The sequence below is a fragment of the Paraburkholderia sp. A1RI_3L genome, assembly GCF_048957895.1.
Taxonomy (GTDB): Bacteria; Pseudomonadota; Gammaproteobacteria; order Burkholderiales; family Burkholderiaceae; genus Paraburkholderia; species Paraburkholderia kururiensis.
In genome coordinates this window covers 342,961-363,086 of the sequence record NZ_JARCHA010000004.1, presented here as the reverse complement: position 1 = coordinate 363,086, position 20,126 = coordinate 342,961, and the positions used below count along the sequence as shown (strand labels likewise).

At 66.5% G+C, this 20,126-nt stretch carries 17 protein-coding genes; 8 read left to right on the top strand and 9 right to left on the bottom strand.

Annotation, left to right across the window (positions count from 1 at the left end):
- Positions 1-9 precede the first annotated feature (9 nt).
- The 5 genes from PXJ20_RS14290 to PXJ20_RS14270 all read left to right on the top strand — a co-directional run bounded on the left by PXJ20_RS14290 (position 10) and on the right by PXJ20_RS14270 (position 5,562).
- Entirely contained in the window at positions 10-1,314 is a 1,305-nt protein-coding gene (locus PXJ20_RS14290; protein WP_421031350.1) for an MFS transporter, read from the top strand.
- Positions 1,315-1,515: 201 nt separating this feature from the next.
- A complete protein-coding gene (locus PXJ20_RS14285) occupies positions 1,516-2,553 on the top strand; it encodes a DUF4331 family protein (RefSeq protein WP_126876043.1) in 1,038 nt (345 codons plus the stop codon).
- A 77-nt stretch (positions 2,554-2,630) separates the two neighbouring features.
- Positions 2,631-3,710: a HoxN/HupN/NixA family nickel/cobalt transporter gene (locus tag PXJ20_RS14280; RefSeq protein WP_421031351.1), complete on the top strand. Its 1,080-nt coding sequence runs from the start codon at positions 2,631-2,633 to the stop codon at positions 3,708-3,710.
- Positions 3,711-3,772: 62 nt separating this feature from the next.
- Positions 3,773-4,678: an SDR family oxidoreductase gene (locus PXJ20_RS14275; protein ID WP_421031352.1), complete on the top strand. Its 906-nt coding sequence runs from the start codon at positions 3,773-3,775 to the stop codon at positions 4,676-4,678.
- A 143-nt stretch (positions 4,679-4,821) separates the two neighbouring features.
- Entirely contained in the window at positions 4,822-5,562 is a 741-nt protein-coding gene (locus tag PXJ20_RS14270) for an SDR family oxidoreductase (RefSeq protein ID WP_421031353.1), read from the top strand.
- A 57-nt stretch (positions 5,563-5,619) separates the two neighbouring features.
- Here PXJ20_RS14270 and PXJ20_RS14265 read toward each other — a convergent pair whose 3' ends face one another.
- From PXJ20_RS14265 to PXJ20_RS14255, 3 genes are all read right to left on the bottom strand, one after another.
- Entirely contained in the window at positions 5,620-6,621 is a 1,002-nt protein-coding gene (locus PXJ20_RS14265; protein ID WP_421032607.1) for a malate dehydrogenase, read from the bottom strand.
- Positions 6,622-6,743: 122 nt separating this feature from the next.
- Positions 6,744-7,895: a TDT family transporter gene (locus PXJ20_RS14260; RefSeq protein ID WP_421031354.1), complete on the bottom strand. Its 1,152-nt coding sequence runs from the start codon at positions 7,893-7,895 to the stop codon at positions 6,744-6,746.
- 117 nt (positions 7,896-8,012) lie between these two features.
- Positions 8,013-8,600 carry a TetR/AcrR family transcriptional regulator gene (locus tag PXJ20_RS14255; RefSeq protein WP_421031355.1) on the bottom strand — a complete coding sequence of 196 codons (588 nt, stop codon included), beginning with the start codon at positions 8,598-8,600 and terminating at the stop codon, positions 8,013-8,015.
- 137 nt (positions 8,601-8,737) lie between these two features.
- Here PXJ20_RS14255 and PXJ20_RS14250 point away from each other — a divergent pair, with 137 nt between their 5' ends.
- From PXJ20_RS14250 to PXJ20_RS14240, 3 genes are read left to right on the top strand one after another with little or no spacing between them, the layout of a single operon-like run.
- Positions 8,738-9,673: a type 1 glutamine amidotransferase domain-containing protein gene (locus PXJ20_RS14250; protein WP_421031356.1), complete on the top strand. Its 936-nt coding sequence runs from the start codon at positions 8,738-8,740 to the stop codon at positions 9,671-9,673.
- 54 nt (positions 9,674-9,727) lie between these two features.
- Complete coding sequence (locus tag PXJ20_RS14245; protein ID WP_421031357.1) at positions 9,728-10,636, top strand: alpha/beta fold hydrolase; 909 nt, start codon at positions 9,728-9,730, stop codon at positions 10,634-10,636.
- A gap of 1 nt (position 10,637) precedes the next feature.
- Positions 10,638-11,600 (top strand): SDR family oxidoreductase, encoded by a 963-nt coding sequence (locus PXJ20_RS14240; protein WP_421031358.1) that lies wholly within the window; start codon positions 10,638-10,640, stop codon positions 11,598-11,600.
- Positions 11,601-11,668: 68 nt separating this feature from the next.
- Here the strand turns inward: PXJ20_RS14240 and PXJ20_RS14235 are convergent, their stop codons facing one another.
- From PXJ20_RS14235 to glcD, 6 genes are all read right to left on the bottom strand, one after another.
- Entirely contained in the window at positions 11,669-13,321 is a 1,653-nt protein-coding gene (locus PXJ20_RS14235; RefSeq protein WP_017773419.1) for an L-lactate permease, read from the bottom strand.
- A 143-nt stretch (positions 13,322-13,464) separates the two neighbouring features.
- Positions 13,465-15,639, bottom strand: coding sequence for a malate synthase G (locus PXJ20_RS14230; RefSeq protein ID WP_413214053.1), 2,175 nt, complete (start codon positions 15,637-15,639; stop codon positions 13,465-13,467).
- Between the two features lie 46 nt (positions 15,640-15,685).
- Complete coding sequence (locus PXJ20_RS14225; RefSeq protein WP_017773417.1) at positions 15,686-16,090, bottom strand: heme-binding protein; 405 nt, start codon at positions 16,088-16,090, stop codon at positions 15,686-15,688.
- A 1-nt stretch (position 16,091) separates the two neighbouring features.
- The gene (gene glcF / locus PXJ20_RS14220; RefSeq protein ID WP_421031359.1) at positions 16,092-17,336 is read right to left on the bottom strand and encodes a glycolate oxidase subunit GlcF; all 1,245 of its coding nucleotides are present in this window, start codon (positions 17,334-17,336) and stop codon (positions 16,092-16,094) included.
- A gap of 16 nt (positions 17,337-17,352) precedes the next feature.
- On the bottom strand, positions 17,353-18,459 hold the full coding sequence (gene glcE / locus PXJ20_RS14215) for a glycolate oxidase subunit GlcE (protein WP_421031360.1): 1,107 nt from the start codon (positions 18,457-18,459) through the stop codon (positions 17,353-17,355).
- Positions 18,459-19,958, bottom strand: a complete 1,500-nt coding sequence (gene glcD, locus PXJ20_RS14210) for a glycolate oxidase subunit GlcD (RefSeq protein WP_421031361.1) — start codon at positions 19,956-19,958, stop codon at positions 18,459-18,461. Before glcD ends, glcE begins: the two co-directional genes overlap by 1 nt.
- Positions 19,959-20,126 lie beyond the last annotated feature (168 nt).

Below are 20,126 nucleotides of genomic sequence, written 5' to 3'. Positions count from 1 at the left end.
GCAATGCGCATGCACAATTCCCCGGGCTACAGCCACGCCAACGCAACGGCTTCGCACCGTCTAGCGCCGGCAACGTTGGCCACCATCGTGCTCGCGAATGCGATCGAGTTCTTCGACTACTTCTGCTACACGGTCTTCGCCGCCTTCATTGCGCGCACGTTCTTTCCGCATGCCGTAGGCGCATACGGACCGCTGCTCTCGCTCGGCACGTTCGCGGCGGGATTCCTGTCGCGGCCTGTCGGTGCACTCGTCATCGGTACGCAGGCGGACACGGCCGGGCGCAAGCCTGCGCTGTTGCTGACGGCGGCACTCGTCACCGCGGGCTCGCTCGGCGTGGCGCTCACGCCCGGCTATACGACGCTCGGCGTATTCGCACCGATAGCGGTATTGCTCTGCCGGATCCTGCAAGGCGTGGCGGTGGGCGGGGAAATGGGCTCGTCGGGGGCCCTGCTGATCGAGCATTGCCCGACCGGAGGAAAGAGTCTGTACGCCGGCTGGCTGATGGCGGGGCAAGGGCTCGCGCTCGTCGCGGCAGGCGTTTGCGGCATCGCGCTGCACGATCTCCTCACCGCGGAGCAGATCGGGCGATGGGGTTGGCGCGTGCCGTTCGCGCTCGCCGCCGCGCTCATTCCCGTGCAGATCTACCTGCGCCGTCATATTGCCGAGACGTGGCAGCCGCCGCACGAGGCGCAGCCGTTTCGCGGCATGCTGGCCCGCTTGCGCGGGCAATGGCTGCTCGCCATCGTGCTGATCTTCGGCGGCACCGTGCCCACCTATGTAGCCACTTACGCGACCACGTTCGGCGTGGCGGGCGCGTCGCCGTCCGCCTACGCCTCGTTCATGACGACGGCGGCAGTGGGCATGGTCACGCTGGCGCTCTCGGTAGCAGGGGGTCGGCTCGCGGACCGCATCGGCCGCGTGCGAACCATCGCAGTCGCCCGCGCGCTGACGATGTTCGCCGTAGTGCCCGCGTTCCACTACGCGGCTAGGCATCCGCAACCCATCGCGCTCTTTTGCGTCGTCGCGCTGTTTGCGGGGCTGTCCGCACTCGCGGGCGGACCGACCATCGTCGTGATCCTCGAAATGTTTCCGGTACGCGGGCGTGCCCTCGCCATGTCCTTCGTCTATGCCACGGGCGTCGCGCTGTTCGGGGGCACGACGCCGTTCGTCGTTGCCTCCGTCGCCGCATGGAGCGGCTCGCACGCGGCCGCCGGGTGGTACGTGTTCGTGTCCGCCGCCGTCACGTTGATCGCCCTTCTCCTGTTGCGCGCCTCGAACGCCGCGGGCGCGCAAGGCCCCGCCGCCAACGCGTAGCGAGGCGCGTTAGTCGCACGTTAGTCGCCTGCAAGCATGGCATCGTCGCCGTGCGAATCGGCAACGCCCTCACGTTTGCCGACAGCGCGTGCCCCGCTCGCCCGCCACACTCCTTTCCGTCGTCCAGCGCAATGCGCGGCAACCGGCGCGCGCGATGCGGCGCCGCCCCATCGTCGTTGACCCTACGGAAAGGATCGAACCATGTCTCACCATCTCGACTCCCCGCTCGCCCGTCAGGACGTGCGCCTCGATATCACGGATCTGTACTGCTTTCGCGGCGAAACGGGCACTGCGTTCGTGATCAACGTCTGCCACTCGATAGCGGGGGAAGGACGCACGCCCGGCTACCATCCCGAAGGCTTCTATGAATTCAAGATCGATCTGGATCACGACGCCGTCGAGGACCTGACTTATCGCATCACGTTCGACGAACGTGACGCACAAGGCAAACAGCGCTTCGTCGTGCGCCGCATTGCCGGCGCCGACGCAACGGACCCGCACGCGCAGGGCGAAGTGGTGGCGCGCGGCGGCACGGACGAAACGGTGACGGCGCCTTCCGGCCTGCGCGTGTGGGCGGGCCGCGCGGGAGACCCGTTCTGGATCGAACCCGACGTTCTGCATGCGGTGGGCCACGCATTCCAGGACGGCACGCCGCTCGACCTCGGCAACTGGCAACCCGCCGACGCACGCAACCTCTTCGCGGGCCACACGGTGTACTCGATCGTACTGGAGGTGCCCGACGCCGACCTGCTCGCCACAGCCGGCGCCAACCGCAACATCGGCGTATGGGCGGTCGCGACACTCGCCACGGACGCAGGCGGCTGGCGCTCCATCAACCGCGTGGGCCTGCCCATGATTCACCCGCTCTTCACACAGTACAACGAAGTCCTCGGCGACCGCCTGAATGCAGGCCGTCCCGCCGACGACTTCGAGACGTACGGCGCGCAGCTCATCCGCTCCATTGCCGGCGCCGTGCGGGCCAACGGCACGACCGAAGACCCCGAGGGCTATGCCACAGCCGTCGCACATCGCTTTCTGCCCAACATGCTGCCGTACAAGGTGGGCACGCCGGCCGTGTTCGGCGTCGCGCTCTGGAACGGCCGGACCATGACGGACAACGCGCCCGACCTGATGTTCACGATGGCCGCGAACACGCCGATCAGCCTCGGCATCGGCAAGGAGTCGGTCACGTCGAAGCCTTCTTCCACGTTTCCGTACGTGCCCAAAGCCGCCGCATAACGCGGGTGCGCTCCGCCGCGCGAGCCGTGCGCGGCGAGGCGTGCCGCCCTCGCCTTCTCTCTATTGACCGGGTCGCCATGTCTACACGTCCTGTCGCCGCGATGGGCGGTTTCATCGCGCTCCTCCACCTTGTCGGTTGGGGAACGCTGCTCGCGCTCGTCGCGCCGCTGCATCGCGGCGGGGGCTCCACGGCATTGGGCATCGGTGCGGGCATCGCCGCATACGCGCTCGGCATGCGCCATGCGTTCGACGCCGACCATATCGCCGCCATCGACAACACCACACGCAAGCTCGTGGGCGAAGGCAAGCCTTCGTTGTCGGTGGGCTTCTGGTTTTCGTTCGGGCATTCGAGCATCGTGTTCGGACTCTCACTGCTGATCGCGGTAGGCATGCGTTCGGTGTCGAGCCATCTGGCCGATAGCGGCTCCACGTTTCGCACGCTGACGGGCGTGCTGGGCGCCGTCATTTCGAGCGGCTTTCTCTTTGTGATCGCGTTGCTGAACGTGGCTGCGTTCCGTGACATCTATCAGGTCTTCCGGCACATGAAGACCGGCCGCTACGACGACGCGTATCTGACGCAGCGCCTCGAAGCGCGCGGCCTCGTGACCCGCGTGCTCGCGCCGCTCATGCGCATCGTGCGCAAGCCCGCACAGATGTATTTCGTCGGCCTGCTCTTCGGCCTGGGCTTCGATACCGCCACGGAAATCGCGTTGCTCGTGCTGACAGGTTCGGGCGCGGCATCGGGGCTGCCGTGGTACGCCATTCTCTGCCTGCCCGTGCTGTTCGCGGCGGGCATGCTGCTGTTCGACACGATCGACGGCTCGTTCATGAGCTATGCCTACGGATGGGCGCTCGACAAGCCCGTGCGCAAGATCTACTACAACCTCGTCGTGACCGGCCTTTCCACCAGCGTCGCGGTGGGCATTGCCACCATCGAAGTGCTGGGCCTGCTCGATGCCGCGCTCGGCGCAGCGGGCAAGCACGGCGTCCTTGCGGCATGGACCTCAAGCGTGAATCTCAACCAGGCGGGCTACGCCATCGTCGGACTCTTCGTCGCGACGTGGGCCGTTTCCGCTGCGATATGGAAGTTCGGACGCATCGAAGAACGATGGTCCGTCGTCCCCGAACACACCGTGCGCGACGCACACGACGCATGACTTCATGGGTTGTCCCATTGACCCGCGTTTCACGCCATCCAACCGTTCAAGGAGATTCGATCATGAACCAAGTCGTCCTCATCACCGGCGCCTCCAGCGGCTTCGGGCGCCTGACTGCCGAAGCGCTGGCGAAAGCCGGCTACACCGTCTATGCGTCGATGCGCGACACGCGCGGCCACAATGCGGCGGTCGCCGAAGAGATGACGGCTCGCGCGCGTGAGGCCGGTACGGACCTGCGCACGGTGGAACTCGATGTGTCGTCGGAAGCGTCGGTGGAGGCGGCGGTCGCGAAAGTGATCGCCGACGCCGGACGCATCGACGTGCTGATCCACAACGCCGGCCATATGGCGTTCGGCCCGGCCGAAGCGTTCACGCCGGAACAGTACGCGCAACTCTACGACGTCAATGTGGTGAGCACGCAGCGCGTGAACCGTGCGGTGCTGCCGCACCTGCGCGGCCAGAAGCAAGGGCTCGTGGTGTGGGTATCGAGCAGCAGCGCCGCCGGCGGCACGCCGCCGTACCTTGCGCCCTACTTCGGCGCGAAGGCCGCCATGGACGCCATCGCCGTACTCTACGCGCGCGAGCTGTCGCGCTGGGGCATCGAAACGTCGATCATCGTGCCGGGTGCTTTCACGCGCGGCACCAACCACTTCCCGCACGCGGGCCTGCCCGCCGATCAGGCTCGCGCCGCCGAGTACGAAACAGGACCGTACGCCGGCTTCGGCAAGGAAGTTCAGGAAGCGTTCGCCGCCATCGTGCCGCCGGACGCCGATGCGAGCCTCGTCGCCGACGCCATCGTGAAGGTGGTCGACGCGCCGTTCGGCAAGCGGCCGTTTCGCGTGCACATCGACCCCACCGAAGACGGCGCGAATGTGGGCTTCACCGTCCTGGACCGGCTGCGGGCCGAGATGCTGCATCGAGTAGGGCTAGGCGAGCTGCTCGTGCCGCAGGTCCACACCGCCGCTTGAGCGGGCACGCTGCGTCGGCGCGCGTGCCAGCGTCGCCGGCGCAGCGCGATGCCATCTCGATACATGCCATCCACTCAACCGTCCGGCGCCGGTCGTGCGATGCCCGCCGACCGCGACCGGGCATTCATCTCAAGGAGCGCGGTATGTCCTCATCATCCGGCAAGGTTGCCATTGTTACCGGTTCGTCGCGCGGCATTGGCGCCGATATCGCCATTCGCCTCGCGCAAGACGGATTTCGCGTCGTCGTCAACTACGCGAGCCATGCAGGTCCCGCAGAGGAAGTCGCCGCGAAGATTCGCGAGGCGGGTGGCGACGCCTTGCTCCTCAAAGCGGACATTGCCGATCCGGCAGCCACCATCGCCCTGTTCGACGCAGCCCAAAAGGCGTACGGCGGCATCGACGTCGTCGTCAACAGCGCCGGCGTCATGAATCAGGCAAAGATCGTGGATTTCGATGACGCCACGTTCGATCGAACCGTGGCCATCAATTTCAAGGGTGCGTTCAACGTGTCGCGCGAAGCCGCACGCCGGATGCGTGACGGCGGACGCATCGTGAACCTGACGACGAGCGTGACCGGCGTGCGTCTGCCGACGTATGCGGTCTATATCGCCACGAAATGCGCCGTCGAAGGTCTCACACAGGTTCTCGCGCAGGAAATGCGCGGGCGCGGCATCACCGTGAACGCCGTGGCACCCGGGCCCGTTGCCACCGATCTGTTCCTCGCGGGCAAGAGCCCCGAACTTATCGACCGCATGGCGAAAATGAATCCGCTGGAACGGCTCGGGCAGACCGAAGACATCGCGAGCGTGGTCGCATTCCTGGTGGGCCCGGAAGGCGGCTGGATCAACGGCCAGGTCGTGCGCGCGAACGGCGGCATGTGCTGAATCACGGATGAAACGCGTGGAAGAACGGACACGGGCGTGTCCGTTCCCATGCGTCTATCAACGTTCACTGCGTTGCGCCGAGAGTACGGCCTCGACAGCGAGCGATTCCTCCACCAGTTCCTGTACCGACGCACCGATCTTCGCGCGAGCGAACTCGTCAATCTCGAGCCCCGCAACGCTCTCGAACGTGCCGTCGCGACAGATCACAGGCACGCCGAACATGAGCCCTTCGGGCACACCGTAAGAGCCGTCCGACGGCACGCTCATCGACACCCAGCCGTCGGCGCTGCCATGAATCCAGTCGCGCATCTGGTCGATGGCGGCATTCGCGGCCGAGGCTGCGGAAGAGGCCCCGCGCGCTTCGATGATCGCCGTGCCGCGACGCGCCACTTCCGGAATGAAGACCTCGCGGTTCCACTGCTCGTCCGCCACGCGTGCCGGCGCCGGCAGCCCGTCGATCAGCGCGAAGCGGTAGTCCGGGTACATCGTCGGCGAATGATTGCCCCACACGATCATGCGGCTGACGGCGTCCACCGCGACGCCACAGCGCGCGGCAAGCTTCGAGACGGCGCGATTGTGGTCGAGACGGATCATGGCCGAGATCGCGTCGGCCGGCAGGTCCGGGGCATAGCGGCGGGCCACCCATGCATTCGTATTGGCGGGATTGCCGACCACGAGCACCTTGATCTCGCGGCTCGCTACCTCGTTGAGCGCCTGGCCCTGCGTGCGGAAGATCGCGCCGTTGGCAGCCAGCAGGTCGCGCCGCTCCATGCCTTTGCCGCGCGGACGCGAGCCCACGAGCATCGCGTAATCGGCGTCGCGAAACGCCACGCGCGGGTCGTCACTGATTTCGATGGAATGCAGCAATGGGAACGCGCAGTCTTCGAGTTCCATCACGACACCACGCAGCGCCTCGAGCGCTTGCGGCAATTCGAGCAACTGGAGGATGACGGGCTGATCTTCGCCGAGCAGATCGCCGCGTGCGATGCGGAACAACAGCGAATACGCGATCTGGCCGGCGGCGCCGGTTACGGCCACACGTCGTGCGGTTTTCGACATCATGAGATTTCTCCAAGGGAGGGGAACGTAAGGGCACAGGGATCGCCGGGATTCCCACGCCCATTCGATACGCCACGCGTTTCGCACACTTCGTGGACCGACGTGGCGTGAGAGCGATCGGATCAGACCAGCGCTGATCGCGAGGGAGCAACGAGGCACGGGGCATGGAACAGTTCGCCACGCGCAAGACCGCGCAACGTACGCGACAGCACGACCACCCAGAAGGCGCCCAGCATCGTCGCGAGCACGCCACCGAACACGGCAAACACAGCGAAGCCTGTCGCGCGATACAGCCCGAAGGTCGCAACGGTGTAGACGCCGAGGGGGAACGTGAACCCCCACCATCCAAGATTGAAGGGCAGGCCTTCGCGGGAATAGCGCACGGTGAAGAGCACGGCCGTGGCCAGCCACCAGAGGCCCACGCCCCACAGCAGCAAGCCGCCGATCAAACCGATTTCTCGCGCGACCAGCGCTGTGGCGGCGAGCGGCGTGCCGGCATACGCAGCGGGCGCGGCGAGGCCGAGGGTCAGCAGACCGAGCGCGCCGGTGCCGATTGGACCCAGCGTGAGCCAGCTCGACGGGCCGAGGTCGCGATGCGGAAGCTTGTGAATGACGAGCCGAAAGAAGACGACGGTGAGCACGCTAAACGCGAGCGGCACCGAAAGCGCCCAGAGCACGTAGCCGGCGGCCACGAGGAAGCGAGCCGTTTGCGCATCGACATGCGGCGCCAGCACGGCGGCGCTGGCCGCAGCGACTTCGGGCGCGACGATGGGCAGCAACAGCACCGCCGTGATGCGCTCGAACGCATGGCTTTGGGCCGTGAACATCATGTACGGCACGCCGATGGCCACTGCGATCGCGAGTAGCGCATCGAGGCACCACAGCTTATAGGCGAGCTGATAGGCGCCGTCGCCCAGATGCGGGCCGGCAAAGAGCACGACTCCGTTGATGATCGGGGCCAGCCCCATTGGCACCGCGCCGAGGAACATCGACTGCAGCGGGTGGTGCAGCATCGGCCGGATCGTCTCGGGATAGAAGATCCCGCGCCCGAGCAGCATCGCCGTGAAGACGGCATAAAGCGCGATGCTGACGGCCCAGAGCGTCTGGGCCAACGTCGTCTGCCCCGCGAAATGCCACGGCAGTCCGGCCAGCACGAGATACACGATCCCGTTGCCCATCGTCATGGCGAACCAGTTCGGCGTGAATTGCCGCACTCTTTCCGCCCATCCTTGCCGACGGTGCGTCGGTAATGCGCCATACGTTTTCGCGTTCATCGCAGTGTCCCTCTTCAAAGACATCGGATGAATGCAATGTAGAGCGCGAGCTGCCATACGAAAAATACATGTTTGGTCTCTGCGGGATACCTGATTGGCATGGCACGCCTGGCATGATCAGCCCCGGTTGAAGAGGCTCGATACCTCCACCAGTTGCGACAATGGACGCTTGATGTGGCCGTCCGCCTTCAGCATGACAAGCCCATGCAGTTGAGCCCAGACCAGATGGGCTTCGTCGTCGACGCGATCTGCGGGAGTCGTAGCGGACAAGGCTTCGCGCAAGCGGTTGAAGGCGCCCACGGCGGCGGCTTCCAGCGCGCTTCCCGAGCCCGCCTTGGGCACGAGGTGCGACGCGAACATCAGCCGATAGAGTTCGACATTCGCTTCGCCGAATGCGACATAGGCAAGCGCCATCGCTTTCAGCGCGCCGCCTGCCTCTCCAGCCGATGCGGCGGCGGCCAGCGTCGCCGAGAACTCGTCGAACCCTTCCGTCGTGACCGCCTCGAGCAATGCGTCGCGGTCCGCAAAATGCCGATAAGGGGCCGGCTGGCTAACGCCGGCAAGCCGCGCAAGCGAGGCCAGCGACACCGCATGGGCACCGCTCTGCGCAATCTCTTCCCGTGCGATTCGCACCAGCGTCCGCCGAAGGTCGCCGTGATGGTAGCCGGCCCGCGCGGAGGTTTTTCCGTTTGAATTTTTCGTCATGTGATTATCTATAACATTTTGCTTGACGGCCAGTCAAGCCGCCGCTATGTTATATGTCATCACATCGACGCCTGAGCCCAGACTTCGATGTAACCGAGGCAATCGAGCCAACCGTCTCCATCGAAAGGACTTTCGCCATGAGCCAAATTCTGCTGCCGCTTCCCAGCCGCGATTTCGATCCCTCCGAAGTCGCAGTGAGCTGGAAAATCCTGACCCAGCGCGGCCATCAGGTCGTCTTCGCAACGCCGGACGGCAAACCGGGCGCCTGCGACCCGATCATGCTCTCTGGTATCGGGCTAGACCCCTGGAGCGGCATCCCGGTGCTTCGCAATGTCCGCGTCCTGGGCCGCCTGCTGGGTGCCAACGCGGACGCCCGGCGCGCCTATGCCGAAATGCAGCGTGACGCGAACTTTGCGAACCCCATCCGCTGGGACCAGATCGGACACAAGGACTTCGACGGCCTGCTGTTGGGCGGCGGACACTGGGCGCGCGGCATGCGCGAGTACCTCGAAAGTTCTCACCTTCAGCGCGTCACCACCGACTTCTTTGCCGAGGAAAAACCGGTGGCCGCGATCTGTCATGGCGTGCTGCTGGCCGCCCGCAGCACGCGGGCCGATGGCCTCTCCGTGCTATACGGAAGAAAGACCACGGCGCTCACCTGGGCGCTCGAACGCAAGGCAAGTGTGCTGGCCCATGTCGGGCGCTTCTGGGATCGCAACTATTACCGCACCTATACGGAGGCCGCGGGGCAACCGGCCGGGTACATGTCCGTACAGCAAGAAGTCACGCGCGCCCTCGCCAGCGCCGGGGACTTCGTCGACGTTCCCGCAGGCGACCCCGATTTCCGACGCAAGACGAGCGGTACAGCCCGCGATACCGCGACGGACAATCGTCCCGCCTGGGTGGTGCGCGACCACAACTACGTGTCCGCGCGCTGGCCGGGAGACGTCCACACCTTTGCCCGCATGTTTGCCGCAGTGCTCGACGCTGCGGCAGTCGAGCGGTCACGATGCGCGGACGGTAACTCTGGCTCCGGGCAACCGGCCGCACAAACCGCTACCGCTCGCGCCTGACCACACTAACGCCTGCAGAATCGCCAGCAATACGCACTTTACTTCGCATTCCCTATGAATCAGGAAATCATGGTTACTCAAGACGCAGTCGACTATACGCAACACTGGTGGCCCAGTCACAAACCGGCTTTCATGTCGTTGACGAACGGCGGCCCTCAGGTCCGCTATCTGCGCGCGGGCCACGGTCCGGCGCTGGTTTTGCTGCACTCCCTTCGTACCCAGCTGGACCTGTTTCAGCGCGTCATCCCGAAGCTCGTCGGTCGCTTCACCGTGTATGCGTTCGATTACCCCGGCTTTGGGTGGTCGGAAATCGTGCCGGGCGCCGACTATCAAGAGCCGGCAATGCGCACACATGTCGTGAACTTCATCGAACGGCTCGATCTGCGCGACGTCACCCTGGTGGGTGAGTCGCTAGGCGCCACGTTGGCATTGACCGCGGCAGCCGTACTCCGCGATCGCGTGAAACAAGTCGTTGCCTTCAACCCGTACGACTATCTTCCGGGTGTGGAGCGGGCAAATCTGCTTGCGTCCCTCGTCGTCAAGAGCGTGCGCGCGCCCGTTATCGGGCCGGCTTTCGCGGCCATGGAAAGCCGGTCCACACTCGCCGGCATCCTCGAAGGCGGCCTTCACGACCCGCGCAACCTGCCGCCGGACTTCATCGACGAATTGCTGAAAAGCGGAAAACGCCCGGGCTACTCACAGCTCGCGCGCGCCATGTACAGAGCCTTGCCGAGCTACGTTTCGGCAAGACAGGGCTACACAAGGATCGACGCCCCCGTCACGCTGGTCTACGGCGATCGCGATTGGTCGCGTCCGGTCGAACGCGAAGCGAACGTGAAGCTGATCAGGAATGCAAAGACGATCGTTCTGAATGACGCCGGTCACATCGTTTCGCTCGACAAGCCGGACGACTTTGCCCGCTTCGTTCTGGACACCCAATCAACCCTCCGCCCCGCCGTCTGAAATGCTCCTGGATGGCCTGCCCCCCCTAGGCACACGCTGCGCGCTCCAACGGCTGGCAGCGTACTCAAACTCACGTTCTATCAAGGACCCACACCGCATGTCGAACACCATTCTTGTTACCGGTGCCACCGGCACCGTAGGCCGCGAACTCGTCAACGCGCTTAAAGCGGCCGGAGCGGACCTCGTGGCCATGTCGTCCACCGGCAAAGCCGTTGAAGGCATCGAAACCCGCCATGCCGATCTCGCGAACCCCGCGAGCCTCGTGCCCGCGTTGCGCGGCATCCACACCCTGTTCCTGCTGCTTCCGCTGCAGGCCGACATGGTCGAGCTGGCCCGCAATGCCCTCGACGCGGCCAGAATGGCCGGCGTCAAGCACATCGTTCGCTCGTCGGGGGCCGAAGCCGTGTCCGCAAACCCTTCTGCGGTGGGTCTCGTCCAGAGGCAGATCGACGAGTTGGTGAAGCAGTCCGGTATGGCGTACACGCTGACGCTGCCAAATTGCTTCATGCAGAACTATCTGACGTTCTACGGCGATGCGATCCGCGCAGGGACGCTTTATCTGCCACAGGGCGAGGGAAAGGTCTCGTTCGTCGACGTGCGCGACATAGCGGCCGTCAACGCTTCGATTCTCCGGCAACCTGCCGCGCACGCCGGCAAGACGTACACGCTGACCGGCCGTGAGGCGTTGTCCAACGACGACGTCGTTGAGCGCATTGGCGCAGCGCTGGGACGCAGCATCGGCTACGTGGCCGTGCCGGATGAAGCAGCGATCGCCTCCATGCGGGAAGCGCAGCTGGACGCGTGGTCGATCGAAACCGTCATGAGCTTGAATCGCGCTATCGCGGCCGGCCACGCGGCGGCAGTGAGCCCCGATGTCGAGACGCTGCTCGCGCAGCCCCCGCGCACCTTCGAGCAGTTCGTAACGGATCACGCGGCAAGCTGGGGTGGGAAAGCAGCGCGCTGACGCTGACCGTCCCGGCTGGTACAGTAGGTGCCGCCAGCCGGGACGCAGGACTCGCTTGAAGCCTCCGCTCAATGCGGCAACGTCGGAATCATCCAGCTCAGCACGTGCTGCTGCAGGAACACGAGCACGCCGAGCACCAGCGTCAGGAACACGCTGTGCCAGAAGGTCCGCACGAACACCACGCCTTCCTTGCCTTTGAGGTCCGTGGTGGCCACGCCGGTCGCGATGTTTTGCGGCGAGATCATCTTGCCCATCACACCGCCCGACGAGTTGGTCGCCGCCATCAGCACCGGATCCAGCCCAAGCTGCTTCGCGGCCACCACCTGCAGGTTGCCGAACAGCGCGTTGCCCGACGTGTCGCTACCCGAAAGAAACACGGCGATCCAGCCCAGCGTGGCCGAAACGAGCGGGAACAACACACCCGTGGATGCGACGCCCATGCCGAGCGTATAGCTCATGCCCGAGTAATTGAGCAGGTAGGCCAGCGCCACGATCATCATCACGGTGACGATGGCGATGCGCGTCTGCTTCCAGGTCTGCGCGACGCAGGCAAGGAAGCCGCCGAATCCCACGCGGGTCCACAGCGCCGTAATCACCGCGGCAAGCAGAATCGCCGTGCCGGTTCCGAGCGGCTGAAACGACCAGACCGCCGCATAGGACTTGTGATAGAGCGTCATGTAGACGGCATTGTGCAGGCCGGGCCACTTCACGTTCGCCTGGCCGATCGATGCGATGCCCGCATGCACCCAGAAGATCACAACCACCGAAACGATGATCCACGGCAGCCAGCCGCCGTAGCCGATACGGTCTGCGTGGTTCTTCGCGCGAGCCGAATTGCTCCCTGCATCGCGTGCGATCGCGAACGCCGGATCGGGCTCGGGCTTCCAGACCTTGAGGAAGCTGATCGTGACGATCAGCGAGGTGAGCGACGAGAGCACGTCCGTCAGTTCATAGCCGAGGAAGTTCGAGGTGATGAACTGCGCCAGCGCGAAGCTGCCGCCCGACACGACGAGTGCCGGCCAAAGCTTGCGGATGGAACGCACGCCGCCGTACATGCCCACCACGTAGAACGGCAGCAGGAACGCGAAGAACGGCAACTGGCGGCCCACCATCGCGCCGAGCGTCTGCGGATGCAGCGACGTCACGGCGCCCAGCACCGTGATGGGCACACCAAGCGCGCCGAATGCAACCGGAGCCGTGTTGAAGATCAGCGTGAAGGTGAGCGCCTCGACGGCGGGAAAGCCGAGTCCGACCAGCAGCGCGCTCGTGATCGCCACCGGCGTGCCGAAGCCCGAGATGCCTTCCAGCAGACAGCCGAACGAGAACGCCACGACGAGCAGCACGAGGCGCCGGTCGTCGGGAAGATGGTCGAGCATCCATTGACGGAACTGGTCGAAGCGTCCCGACTTGACCGCGATGTTGTAGAGCAGCAGCGCGTTGACGACGATCCACATGACCGGCATCAGCGCGAGCGTCATGCCGGCGCCTACGGCGTCGAGCGCGAGGCCGGTGGGCATGCCCCACACGCCGATCGCGATCACGAGGCCCGACACCAGCCCCGCGAGCGAGGCCTGCCAGGCGGGCCGGCGCAGAATGCCGAGCATGGCGAGCGCAACCGCGATCGGAACGAGGGCGACGAGAAACGACAGCGCAAGCGAGTTGCCGACGGGTGTCAGCGGCTGCGCGAACAGGGTTCCTGCGGGTAATGCCGAAGCGGCCAAAACGGGATTCACTATGTCTCCAATGTCCCGTGGACGGGACTTTTATCGATATGCTGCCGCGCTCGCAATGAAGCGCTGCTTCGGGATGCGGCGCTGCCCGAAGCAGACGAAAAAAACGGGCGCCGAAGCGCCCGCCCCGTTGCTCAGTCCACCCGCTCCTGACGCTTGAACGCAAGCCGATACCGATGCAGCAGCGGCTCGGTATAGCCGGCCGGCTGGTCCTTGCCTTGCAGCGCGAGCGCGCACGCGGCCTTGAAGGCATACGACGCGTCGAAGTTCGGCGCCATCGGACGATAGTGCGCGTCGCCTGCGTTCTGCGTGTCGACCACGGCCGCCATGCGGCGGAATACGTCGAGCACGAAGTCGCGCGACACGACGCCATGCCGCAGCCAGTTCGCAATGTGCTGACTGGAGATGCGCAGCGTGGCGCGGTCTTCCATCAGGCCCACGTTGTTGATGTCCGGCACCTTCGAGCAGCCCACGCCCTGCTCCACCCAACGCACGACATAACCGAGAATGCCCTGCGCGTTGTTCTCCACTTCGCGGCGGATGTCTTCGTCGCTCCATTGCGCGCGCTCCACGACAGGCACCGTGAGCAACCCGTCGAGCAGCGCGTCGCGCTCGCTGCGGTAGTCGATGCGCTCCATGTCCTGCTGAACGGCCTGCACGTCCACGTCGTGATAGTGCAAGGCGTGCAGCGTGGCGGCCGTCGGCGACGGCACCCACGCCGTGTTGGCGCCCGCGCGCGGATGCGCAATCTTCTGCTCCAGCATGGCGTGCATCAGGTCCGGCATCGCCCACATGCCCTTACCGATCTGCGCGCGGCCACGCAGCCCCGCGGCCAGACCCGCGAGCACGTTGTTGCGCTCATAGGCCGTGATCCATGCCGTGGACTTCATGTCGCCCTTGCGCAGCATCGGGCCCGCTTCCATGGCCGTATGCATTTCATCGCCGGTGCGGTCGAGGAAGCCCGTGTTGATGAACGCGACGCGCGAAGCTGCCGCCGCAATGCACGCGGAGAGGTTCACGCTGGTGCGGCGCTCCTCGTCCATGATGCCCATCTTGATCGTGGCGCGCGGCAGGCCAAGCAGGTCTTCCACGCGTGCGAACAGCGTGTCGGCGAAGGCCACTTCGCTCGGGCCGTGCATCTTCGGCTTCACGATGTAGATGGAGCCCGTGCGCGAGTTGCGCTTCGACTTCAGGTCGTGCATCGCGCACAGCGTCGTCACGACGCCGTCCAGAATGCCTTCCGGAATCTCGTTGCCGTCGCGGTCCAGCACGGCGCCCGTCGTCATCAGGTGGCCCACGTTGCGCACGAACAGCAGCGAGCGGCCGTGCAGCGTGAGCGCCGAGCCGTTCGGCGCGCGGTACGCGCGGTCGGCGTTCAGGGCGCGCGTGAAGGTGCGGCCGCCCTTCGCGACGGTCTCCGTCAGCGTGCCCTGCATCAGACCCAGCCAGTTGCGGTAGAGCGCAACCTTGTCTTCGGCGTCCACAGCCGCCACCGAATCTTCGCAATCGATGATCGTGGAGACGGCCGCCTCCAGCAGCAGGTCCTTCACGTGAGCCGGATCGGTCGCGCCGACGGGCGTGGAAGCGTCGATCTGGATCTCGATGTGCAGGCCGTGATGCTTCAGGAGAACGGCGGTGGGCGCGGCAGCGTCGCCCTGGTAGCCGACCAGTTGCGACGGGTCGGCGAGCGCCAGCGTGCCCTGTGCGGTCTTGACCACGAGCGCGCCCGCCTCAACCACGTAGCCGGTCGCATCGCGATGCGAGCCGCCGGCGAGCGGCGCGGCGCGGTCGAGGAAGGCCCGCGCGAAGGCGACCACCTGAGCGCCGCGCACGGGGTTGTACGCGCCCTCGCGCGTGGCGCCGCCGTCTTCGGGCAGTGCGTCGGTACCGTAGAGCGCGTCATACAGGCTGCCCCAGCGCGCATTGGCGGCGTTGAGCGCGTAGCGCGCGTTCGAAAGCGGCACGACGAGTTGCGGACCGGCCTGCGAGGCGATCTCGCTGTCCACGTTCGCCGTGGTCGCCGCAACCTGCGCGGGCGCGGGCACGAGATAGCCGATCTGCGAGAGGAAGGCGCGGTAGGCAGCCAGATCGCGCACCGGGCCGGGATGCGCGCGGTGCCAGCCGTCCAGTTCGTTCTGCAGGCGCTCGCGCTCGGCGAGCAATGCGCGGTTCTGCGGCGTCAACTCATGGACGAGCGTGGCAAAGCCTTGCCAGAACGCATCGGCTGCTACGCCCGTGCCGGGCAGCGCTTCTGTTTCGATGAAGCGGGCAAGCCCTTCGTCGACCTGAAGTCCGTGGTGTTCGATCATTTCGCTTCCTTCCTTCGTCGGCTGATTCTTTAACTCTGATACACGCTCAGGCGGCGACGCTCTTCGCGCCCGCGCTGGCAACCTGTGCGTCCTGGTCGGACTTCACGCCCGACACGCCGACGGCGCCCACGACCACTGCGTCGACGACCACCGGCACGCCGCCCTCCAGTGTCGCGCAGAGTGGCGCGCTAAGAAAGGCGGTGCGACCGCCATTGATCATCTCTTCGTAGGCTTTCGTCTCGCGGCGACCGAGTGCCGCGGTGCGCGCCTTCTCCTGGGCGATGTAGGCGCTGATGGGCGCCGCGCCGTCCAGACGTGCGAACGCGAGCGGGTGCCCGCCGTCGTCCACCACGGCAATGGCCACGGCCCAGCCGTTGCGCTCGGCTTCAGTACGGGCGGCTTCGAGAATACGGTGTGCCTCGGCGGCGCCGAGCACGGGTTTGGTCTGCATGTCAGAGTTTCTGTTGGGGGTTGGGGGAAAGCAGGGAATCCACAAGTTCGATCCAGTGGCTGACGGGCGTGCGGCCTGCACCGTTCAGGTGCGTCTGGCAGCCCACGTTGGCCGTGACGATGGCCTCGGGCTGGCCGGCTTCGAGCGCATCGAGCTTGTTGTCGCGCAGTTGCTTCGCGATCGCGGGTTGCGTAAGCGAGTACGTTCCGGCCGAGCCGCAGCACAGATGACCGTTCGCCACGCTCGTCAGATCGAAGCCCAGCCGCATGAGCACGCCCTCCACCGCGCCGCCCAGGCGCTGCGCATGCTGCAGCGTGCACGGGCAATGGACGGCGATGCGCTTGCCGGCGACGGGCGCAAACGCGTCGAGCGGCTCCGCGGCGATGACCTCGACCAGGTCGCGGGCCAGCGCACTCACGCGCCGCGCCCTGTCCGCATAGGCCGGATCGAAGCGCAGCAGGTCGCCGTACTCCTTCACGAAGGCGCCGCAGCCGCTCGCCGAAATGACGATCGCCTCGGCGCCCGCTTCGATGGCGGGCCACCAGGCGTCGATGTTGCGGCGCGCACGCGCGAGCCCCGCCTCCTGGGCGTTCAGGTGGTATTCGTTGGCGCCGCAGCAACCGGCCCGGGGCGCAGGCGTCACGCTGATGCCGAGGCGGTCGAGCACGCGCGCCGCAGCCGCGTTCGTGTTGGGCGTCAGCGTGGGCTGCACGCAGCCTTCCAGCATCAGCACGCGACGCGCGTGGCGCGCGGGCGGCCGAGGGCTCGGGCGTGCAGTGGGCGCGTGCGCGGGAATTTTCTCGCGCACTACTTCGGGCAGCAGCGCACGCGCGGCGCGGCCCGCACCGAGCAGCCCGGCAAACACACCGGGCCGCGACACGCTGTGACGCAGCCCGGCCCGCAGCCAGCGCTCGCGTGCAGGCCGTACCGTGCGCCGTTCGACCTCGGCGCGGCCGATGTCCAGCAGCGCGTGATAGCGCACGCCCGAAGGACACGTGGTCTCGCAGTTCCGGCAGCTAAGGCAGCGGTCGAGGTGCAACCGCGTCTTTTCCGTCACAGGCTGCCCTTCGAGCACCTGCTTGATCAGATAAATGCGCCCGCGCGGCCCGTCGAGTTCGTTGCCCAGCAACTGGTAGGTGGGACAGGTGGCGTTGCAGAAGCCGCAGTGCACGCAGGCGCGCAGGATGGATTCCGCCTCTTCGGCGCGCGCAAGCGACTGCGCGGCTTCGCTCAGATTGGTTTGCATCGTGAGGCACCCAGCGTCAAAGGTCCGCGTACAGGCGGCCCGGATTGAAAATTCCCTGCGGGTCGAGTTGTGCCTTCAGGCGCCGGTGCAGTTGCGTCAGGGCGTCGGGCAGCGGCTGGAACGGCGAGTCGGTCACGCCTTGCGTGAACGCCGTTGCGTGGCCGCCAAGCTCGCGCGCGAGGCTGCGGATGTCATCGGCGCCGGCTGGGGTCTTGAGCCAGCGCTGCGCGCCGCCCCAGTCGAGCAGCGCATCGCCCGGCAGCGCTGCGAGCGGCGCCTCGAGCGGCACCCCTGCGGGCAGCGACAGGCGCCAGAGCGGCCGTTCGTCTGCGAAAAACGGCAGCGTGAAGTCGCGCAGTTGGGTCCAGAAGGCTGCGTCGGCGTCGGCACCGCCGATCGCCTCGCGCGCGGTCCGCACGGAGCCGGTGCCGCCTTCCAGCCGCAGTTGCAGCACGCCCTGGGCGTAGCAGGCGCCCGTGATGGGCAGCGCGTCGCGGCGCCAGCCGAAGAGCCGTTGGCGCGCGTCCTGCGGCGCAAGTTCGAGCGCGAGGTGGCGCGTGGCGCGCGGCTGCGGCAGCACCTTGAACGACACCTCGGTGACAAGCCCGAGGCAGCCGAAGCTGCCCGCCATCAGCCGCGAGACGTCGTAGCCGGCCACGTTCTTCATCACCTCGCCGCCAAAGCGCAGGTGCCGCGCGTGTCCCGTGATTACCCGGCAGCCCAGCACGTAGTCGCGCACCGCGCCCACCCACGGACGCCGCGCGCCCGAGAGCCCCGCCGCGAGCATGCCGCCCACGGTGGCCGCGCCGCCGAAGAGCGGCGCCTCGAACGGCAGCATCTGCCCCGCTTCGTTCAGCACGGCCTCCACGTCGGCGAGCGGCGTGCCCGTGCGCACCGTCATGACGAGTTCGGTCGGGTCGTAGTGGACGATGCCGCGATGGCCGCGCGTGTCGATCTCGCGCACTTCATGCACGTGCGACGCGTCCGGCGCACTGACCGTGCGCCCGAGCCATGCCTTGCTGTTGCCGCCACGAATGCGCACCGGCGTGCGGGCGGCAAGCGCCGCTTCCACCTGGGCGATCAGCGCGGCGCTGTTGTCCATCGAATCCAGTTCGCGCCGCATCAGAACCGCTCCAGTTCGGGAAAGGGCAGGCCGCCGCGGTGCACGTGCATGGCGCCGAATTCGGCACAGCGGTGCAGCGTGGGGATGTTCTTGCCGGGATTGAGCAGGCCTGACGGATCGAACGCTGCCTTCACGGCGTGGAAATATTCGATCTCGTCGCGCTTGAACTGCACGCACATCTGGTTGATCTTCTCGCGGCCCACGCCGTGTTCGCCCGTGATGCTGCCGCCCACTTCGACGCACAGCTCGAGAATGCGGCCGCCCAGCGCCTCGGCGCGGTCCATTTCGCCGGGCTGGTTCGCATCGAACAGGATCAGCGGATGCATGTTGCCGTCGCCCGCATGAAACACGTTCGCGACCTTGAGCCCGTAGTGCTCCGACAATGCGGCGATGCCCTTGAGCACGCGTGGCAGTTCGCGCCGCGGGATGGTGCCGTCCATGCAGTAGTAGTCCGGCGAGATGCGCCCCACCGCCGGGAACGCGTTCTTGCGGCCGGCCCAGAAGCGCTGCCGCTCGGCCTCGTCGCGCGCCACGCGCAGGTCGCTCGCGCCGGCCTCGCGCAGCAGCGCGCCCACCAGTTCGGCGTCTTCCGCCACGTCGTCGCACGCGCCGTCGAGTTCGCACAGCAGGATCGCCTCGGCGTCCACGGGATAGTCCGCGTGAATGAAGTCTTCGGCCGCGCGGATGGCGAGGTTGTCCATCATCTCGAGGCCGCCCGGGATCACCCCCGCGCCGATGATCTTCGCCACCGCGCCGCCCGCGCGTTCGACATCGTCGAAACTGGCCATCAAGACCTTCACGCTCTGCGGCTTCGGCAACAGCTTCACGGTGACTTCCACCACCACGCCGAGCATGCCCTCCGAGCCGGTGAAGAGCGCGAGCAGGTCGAAGCCGGGGCTGTCGAGCGCCTCGGAGCCGAGTGTGACCAGTTCGCCGTCGATGGTCAGCACGTCGACCTTCAGGATGTTGTGGACCGTGAGACCGTATTTGAGGCAGTGCACGCCGCCGGCGTTCTCGGCGACGTTGCCGCCGATCGAGCAGGCAATCTGCGACGACGGATCGGGCGCGTAGTAGAGGCCATGCGGCGCGGCGGCCTGCGAGATGGCGAGATTGCGCACGCCCGGCTGCACGCGCGCGGTGCCCGCGTCGGGGTCGATGTCCAGAATGCGGTTGAACTTCGCCATCACGAGCAGGATGCCTTTTTCGAGCGGCATCGCGCCGCCCGAAAGCCCGGTGCCCGCGCCGCGCGCCACCACGGGCACGCCGCGCGCCGTGGCCTCCATGAGCACCGCGCGCACTTCCTCGATGGTGGACGGCAGCGCGACGAGCAGCGGCACCGTCCGATAGGCGGCAAGGCCGTCGCATTCGAAGGGCCGCAGATCTTCGCGGTCAGTCAGGATTTCCAGCGCGGGCGCGCGGACGCGCAGCGCCGCGGCGAGTTCGGCGCGGTCCACCGTCGGCAGCGGGCCGTCGATCGCCTCGTCGTAGGTAAAGCTCATTGCATTGTCTCCATCGCGGGTGCCTCCCCTTGCCGCACCCCGGCGTCTCGAATGCCCGCGATTCTTGGGGCTGGGCGCGCCGCTGTCTACCCCCTTCCGTACTGGTCACACCAGTTCTTTTTCAAGCGCCCTTGCAGGGGCTCCATGATTTCCATCTATTCCAATAAA

What these genes read in the sequence shown, in the direction of transcription:
- PXJ20_RS14290 (WP_421031350.1), top strand. Translation starts at nt 10, where the DNA reads ATGCACAATTCCCCGGGCTACAGCCACGCCAACGCAACGGCTTCGCAC.
- PXJ20_RS14285 (WP_126876043.1), top strand. Translation starts at nt 1,516, where the DNA reads ATGTCTCACCATCTCGACTCCCCGCTCGCCCGTCAGGACGTGCGCCTC.
- PXJ20_RS14280 (WP_421031351.1), top strand. Translation starts at nt 2,631, where the DNA reads ATGTCTACACGTCCTGTCGCCGCGATGGGCGGTTTCATCGCGCTCCTC.
- PXJ20_RS14275 (WP_421031352.1), top strand. Translation starts at nt 3,773, where the DNA reads ATGAACCAAGTCGTCCTCATCACCGGCGCCTCCAGCGGCTTCGGGCGC.
- PXJ20_RS14270 (WP_421031353.1), top strand. Translation starts at nt 4,822, where the DNA reads ATGTCCTCATCATCCGGCAAGGTTGCCATTGTTACCGGTTCGTCGCGC.
- PXJ20_RS14265 (WP_421032607.1), bottom strand. Translation starts at nt 6,621, where the DNA reads ATGTCGAAAACCGCACGACGTGTGGCCGTAACCGGCGCCGCCGGCCAG.
- PXJ20_RS14260 (WP_421031354.1), bottom strand. Translation starts at nt 7,895, where the DNA reads ATGAACGCGAAAACGTATGGCGCATTACCGACGCACCGTCGGCAAGGA.
- PXJ20_RS14255 (WP_421031355.1), bottom strand. Translation starts at nt 8,600, where the DNA reads ATGACGAAAAATTCAAACGGAAAAACCTCCGCGCGGGCCGGCTACCAT.
- PXJ20_RS14250 (WP_421031356.1), top strand. Translation starts at nt 8,738, where the DNA reads ATGAGCCAAATTCTGCTGCCGCTTCCCAGCCGCGATTTCGATCCCTCC.
- PXJ20_RS14245 (WP_421031357.1), top strand. Translation starts at nt 9,728, where the DNA reads ATGAATCAGGAAATCATGGTTACTCAAGACGCAGTCGACTATACGCAA.
- PXJ20_RS14240 (WP_421031358.1), top strand. Translation starts at nt 10,638, where the DNA reads ATGCTCCTGGATGGCCTGCCCCCCCTAGGCACACGCTGCGCGCTCCAA.
- PXJ20_RS14230 (WP_413214053.1), bottom strand. Translation starts at nt 15,639, where the DNA reads ATGATCGAACACCACGGACTTCAGGTCGACGAAGGGCTTGCCCGCTTC.
- PXJ20_RS14225 (WP_017773417.1), bottom strand. Translation starts at nt 16,090, where the DNA reads ATGCAGACCAAACCCGTGCTCGGCGCCGCCGAGGCACACCGTATTCTC.
- glcF (WP_421031359.1), bottom strand. Translation starts at nt 17,336, where the DNA reads ATGCAAACCAATCTGAGCGAAGCCGCGCAGTCGCTTGCGCGCGCCGAA.
- glcE (WP_421031360.1), bottom strand. Translation starts at nt 18,459, where the DNA reads ATGCGGCGCGAACTGGATTCGATGGACAACAGCGCCGCGCTGATCGCC.
- glcD (WP_421031361.1), bottom strand. Translation starts at nt 19,958, where the DNA reads ATGAGCTTTACCTACGACGAGGCGATCGACGGCCCGCTGCCGACGGTG.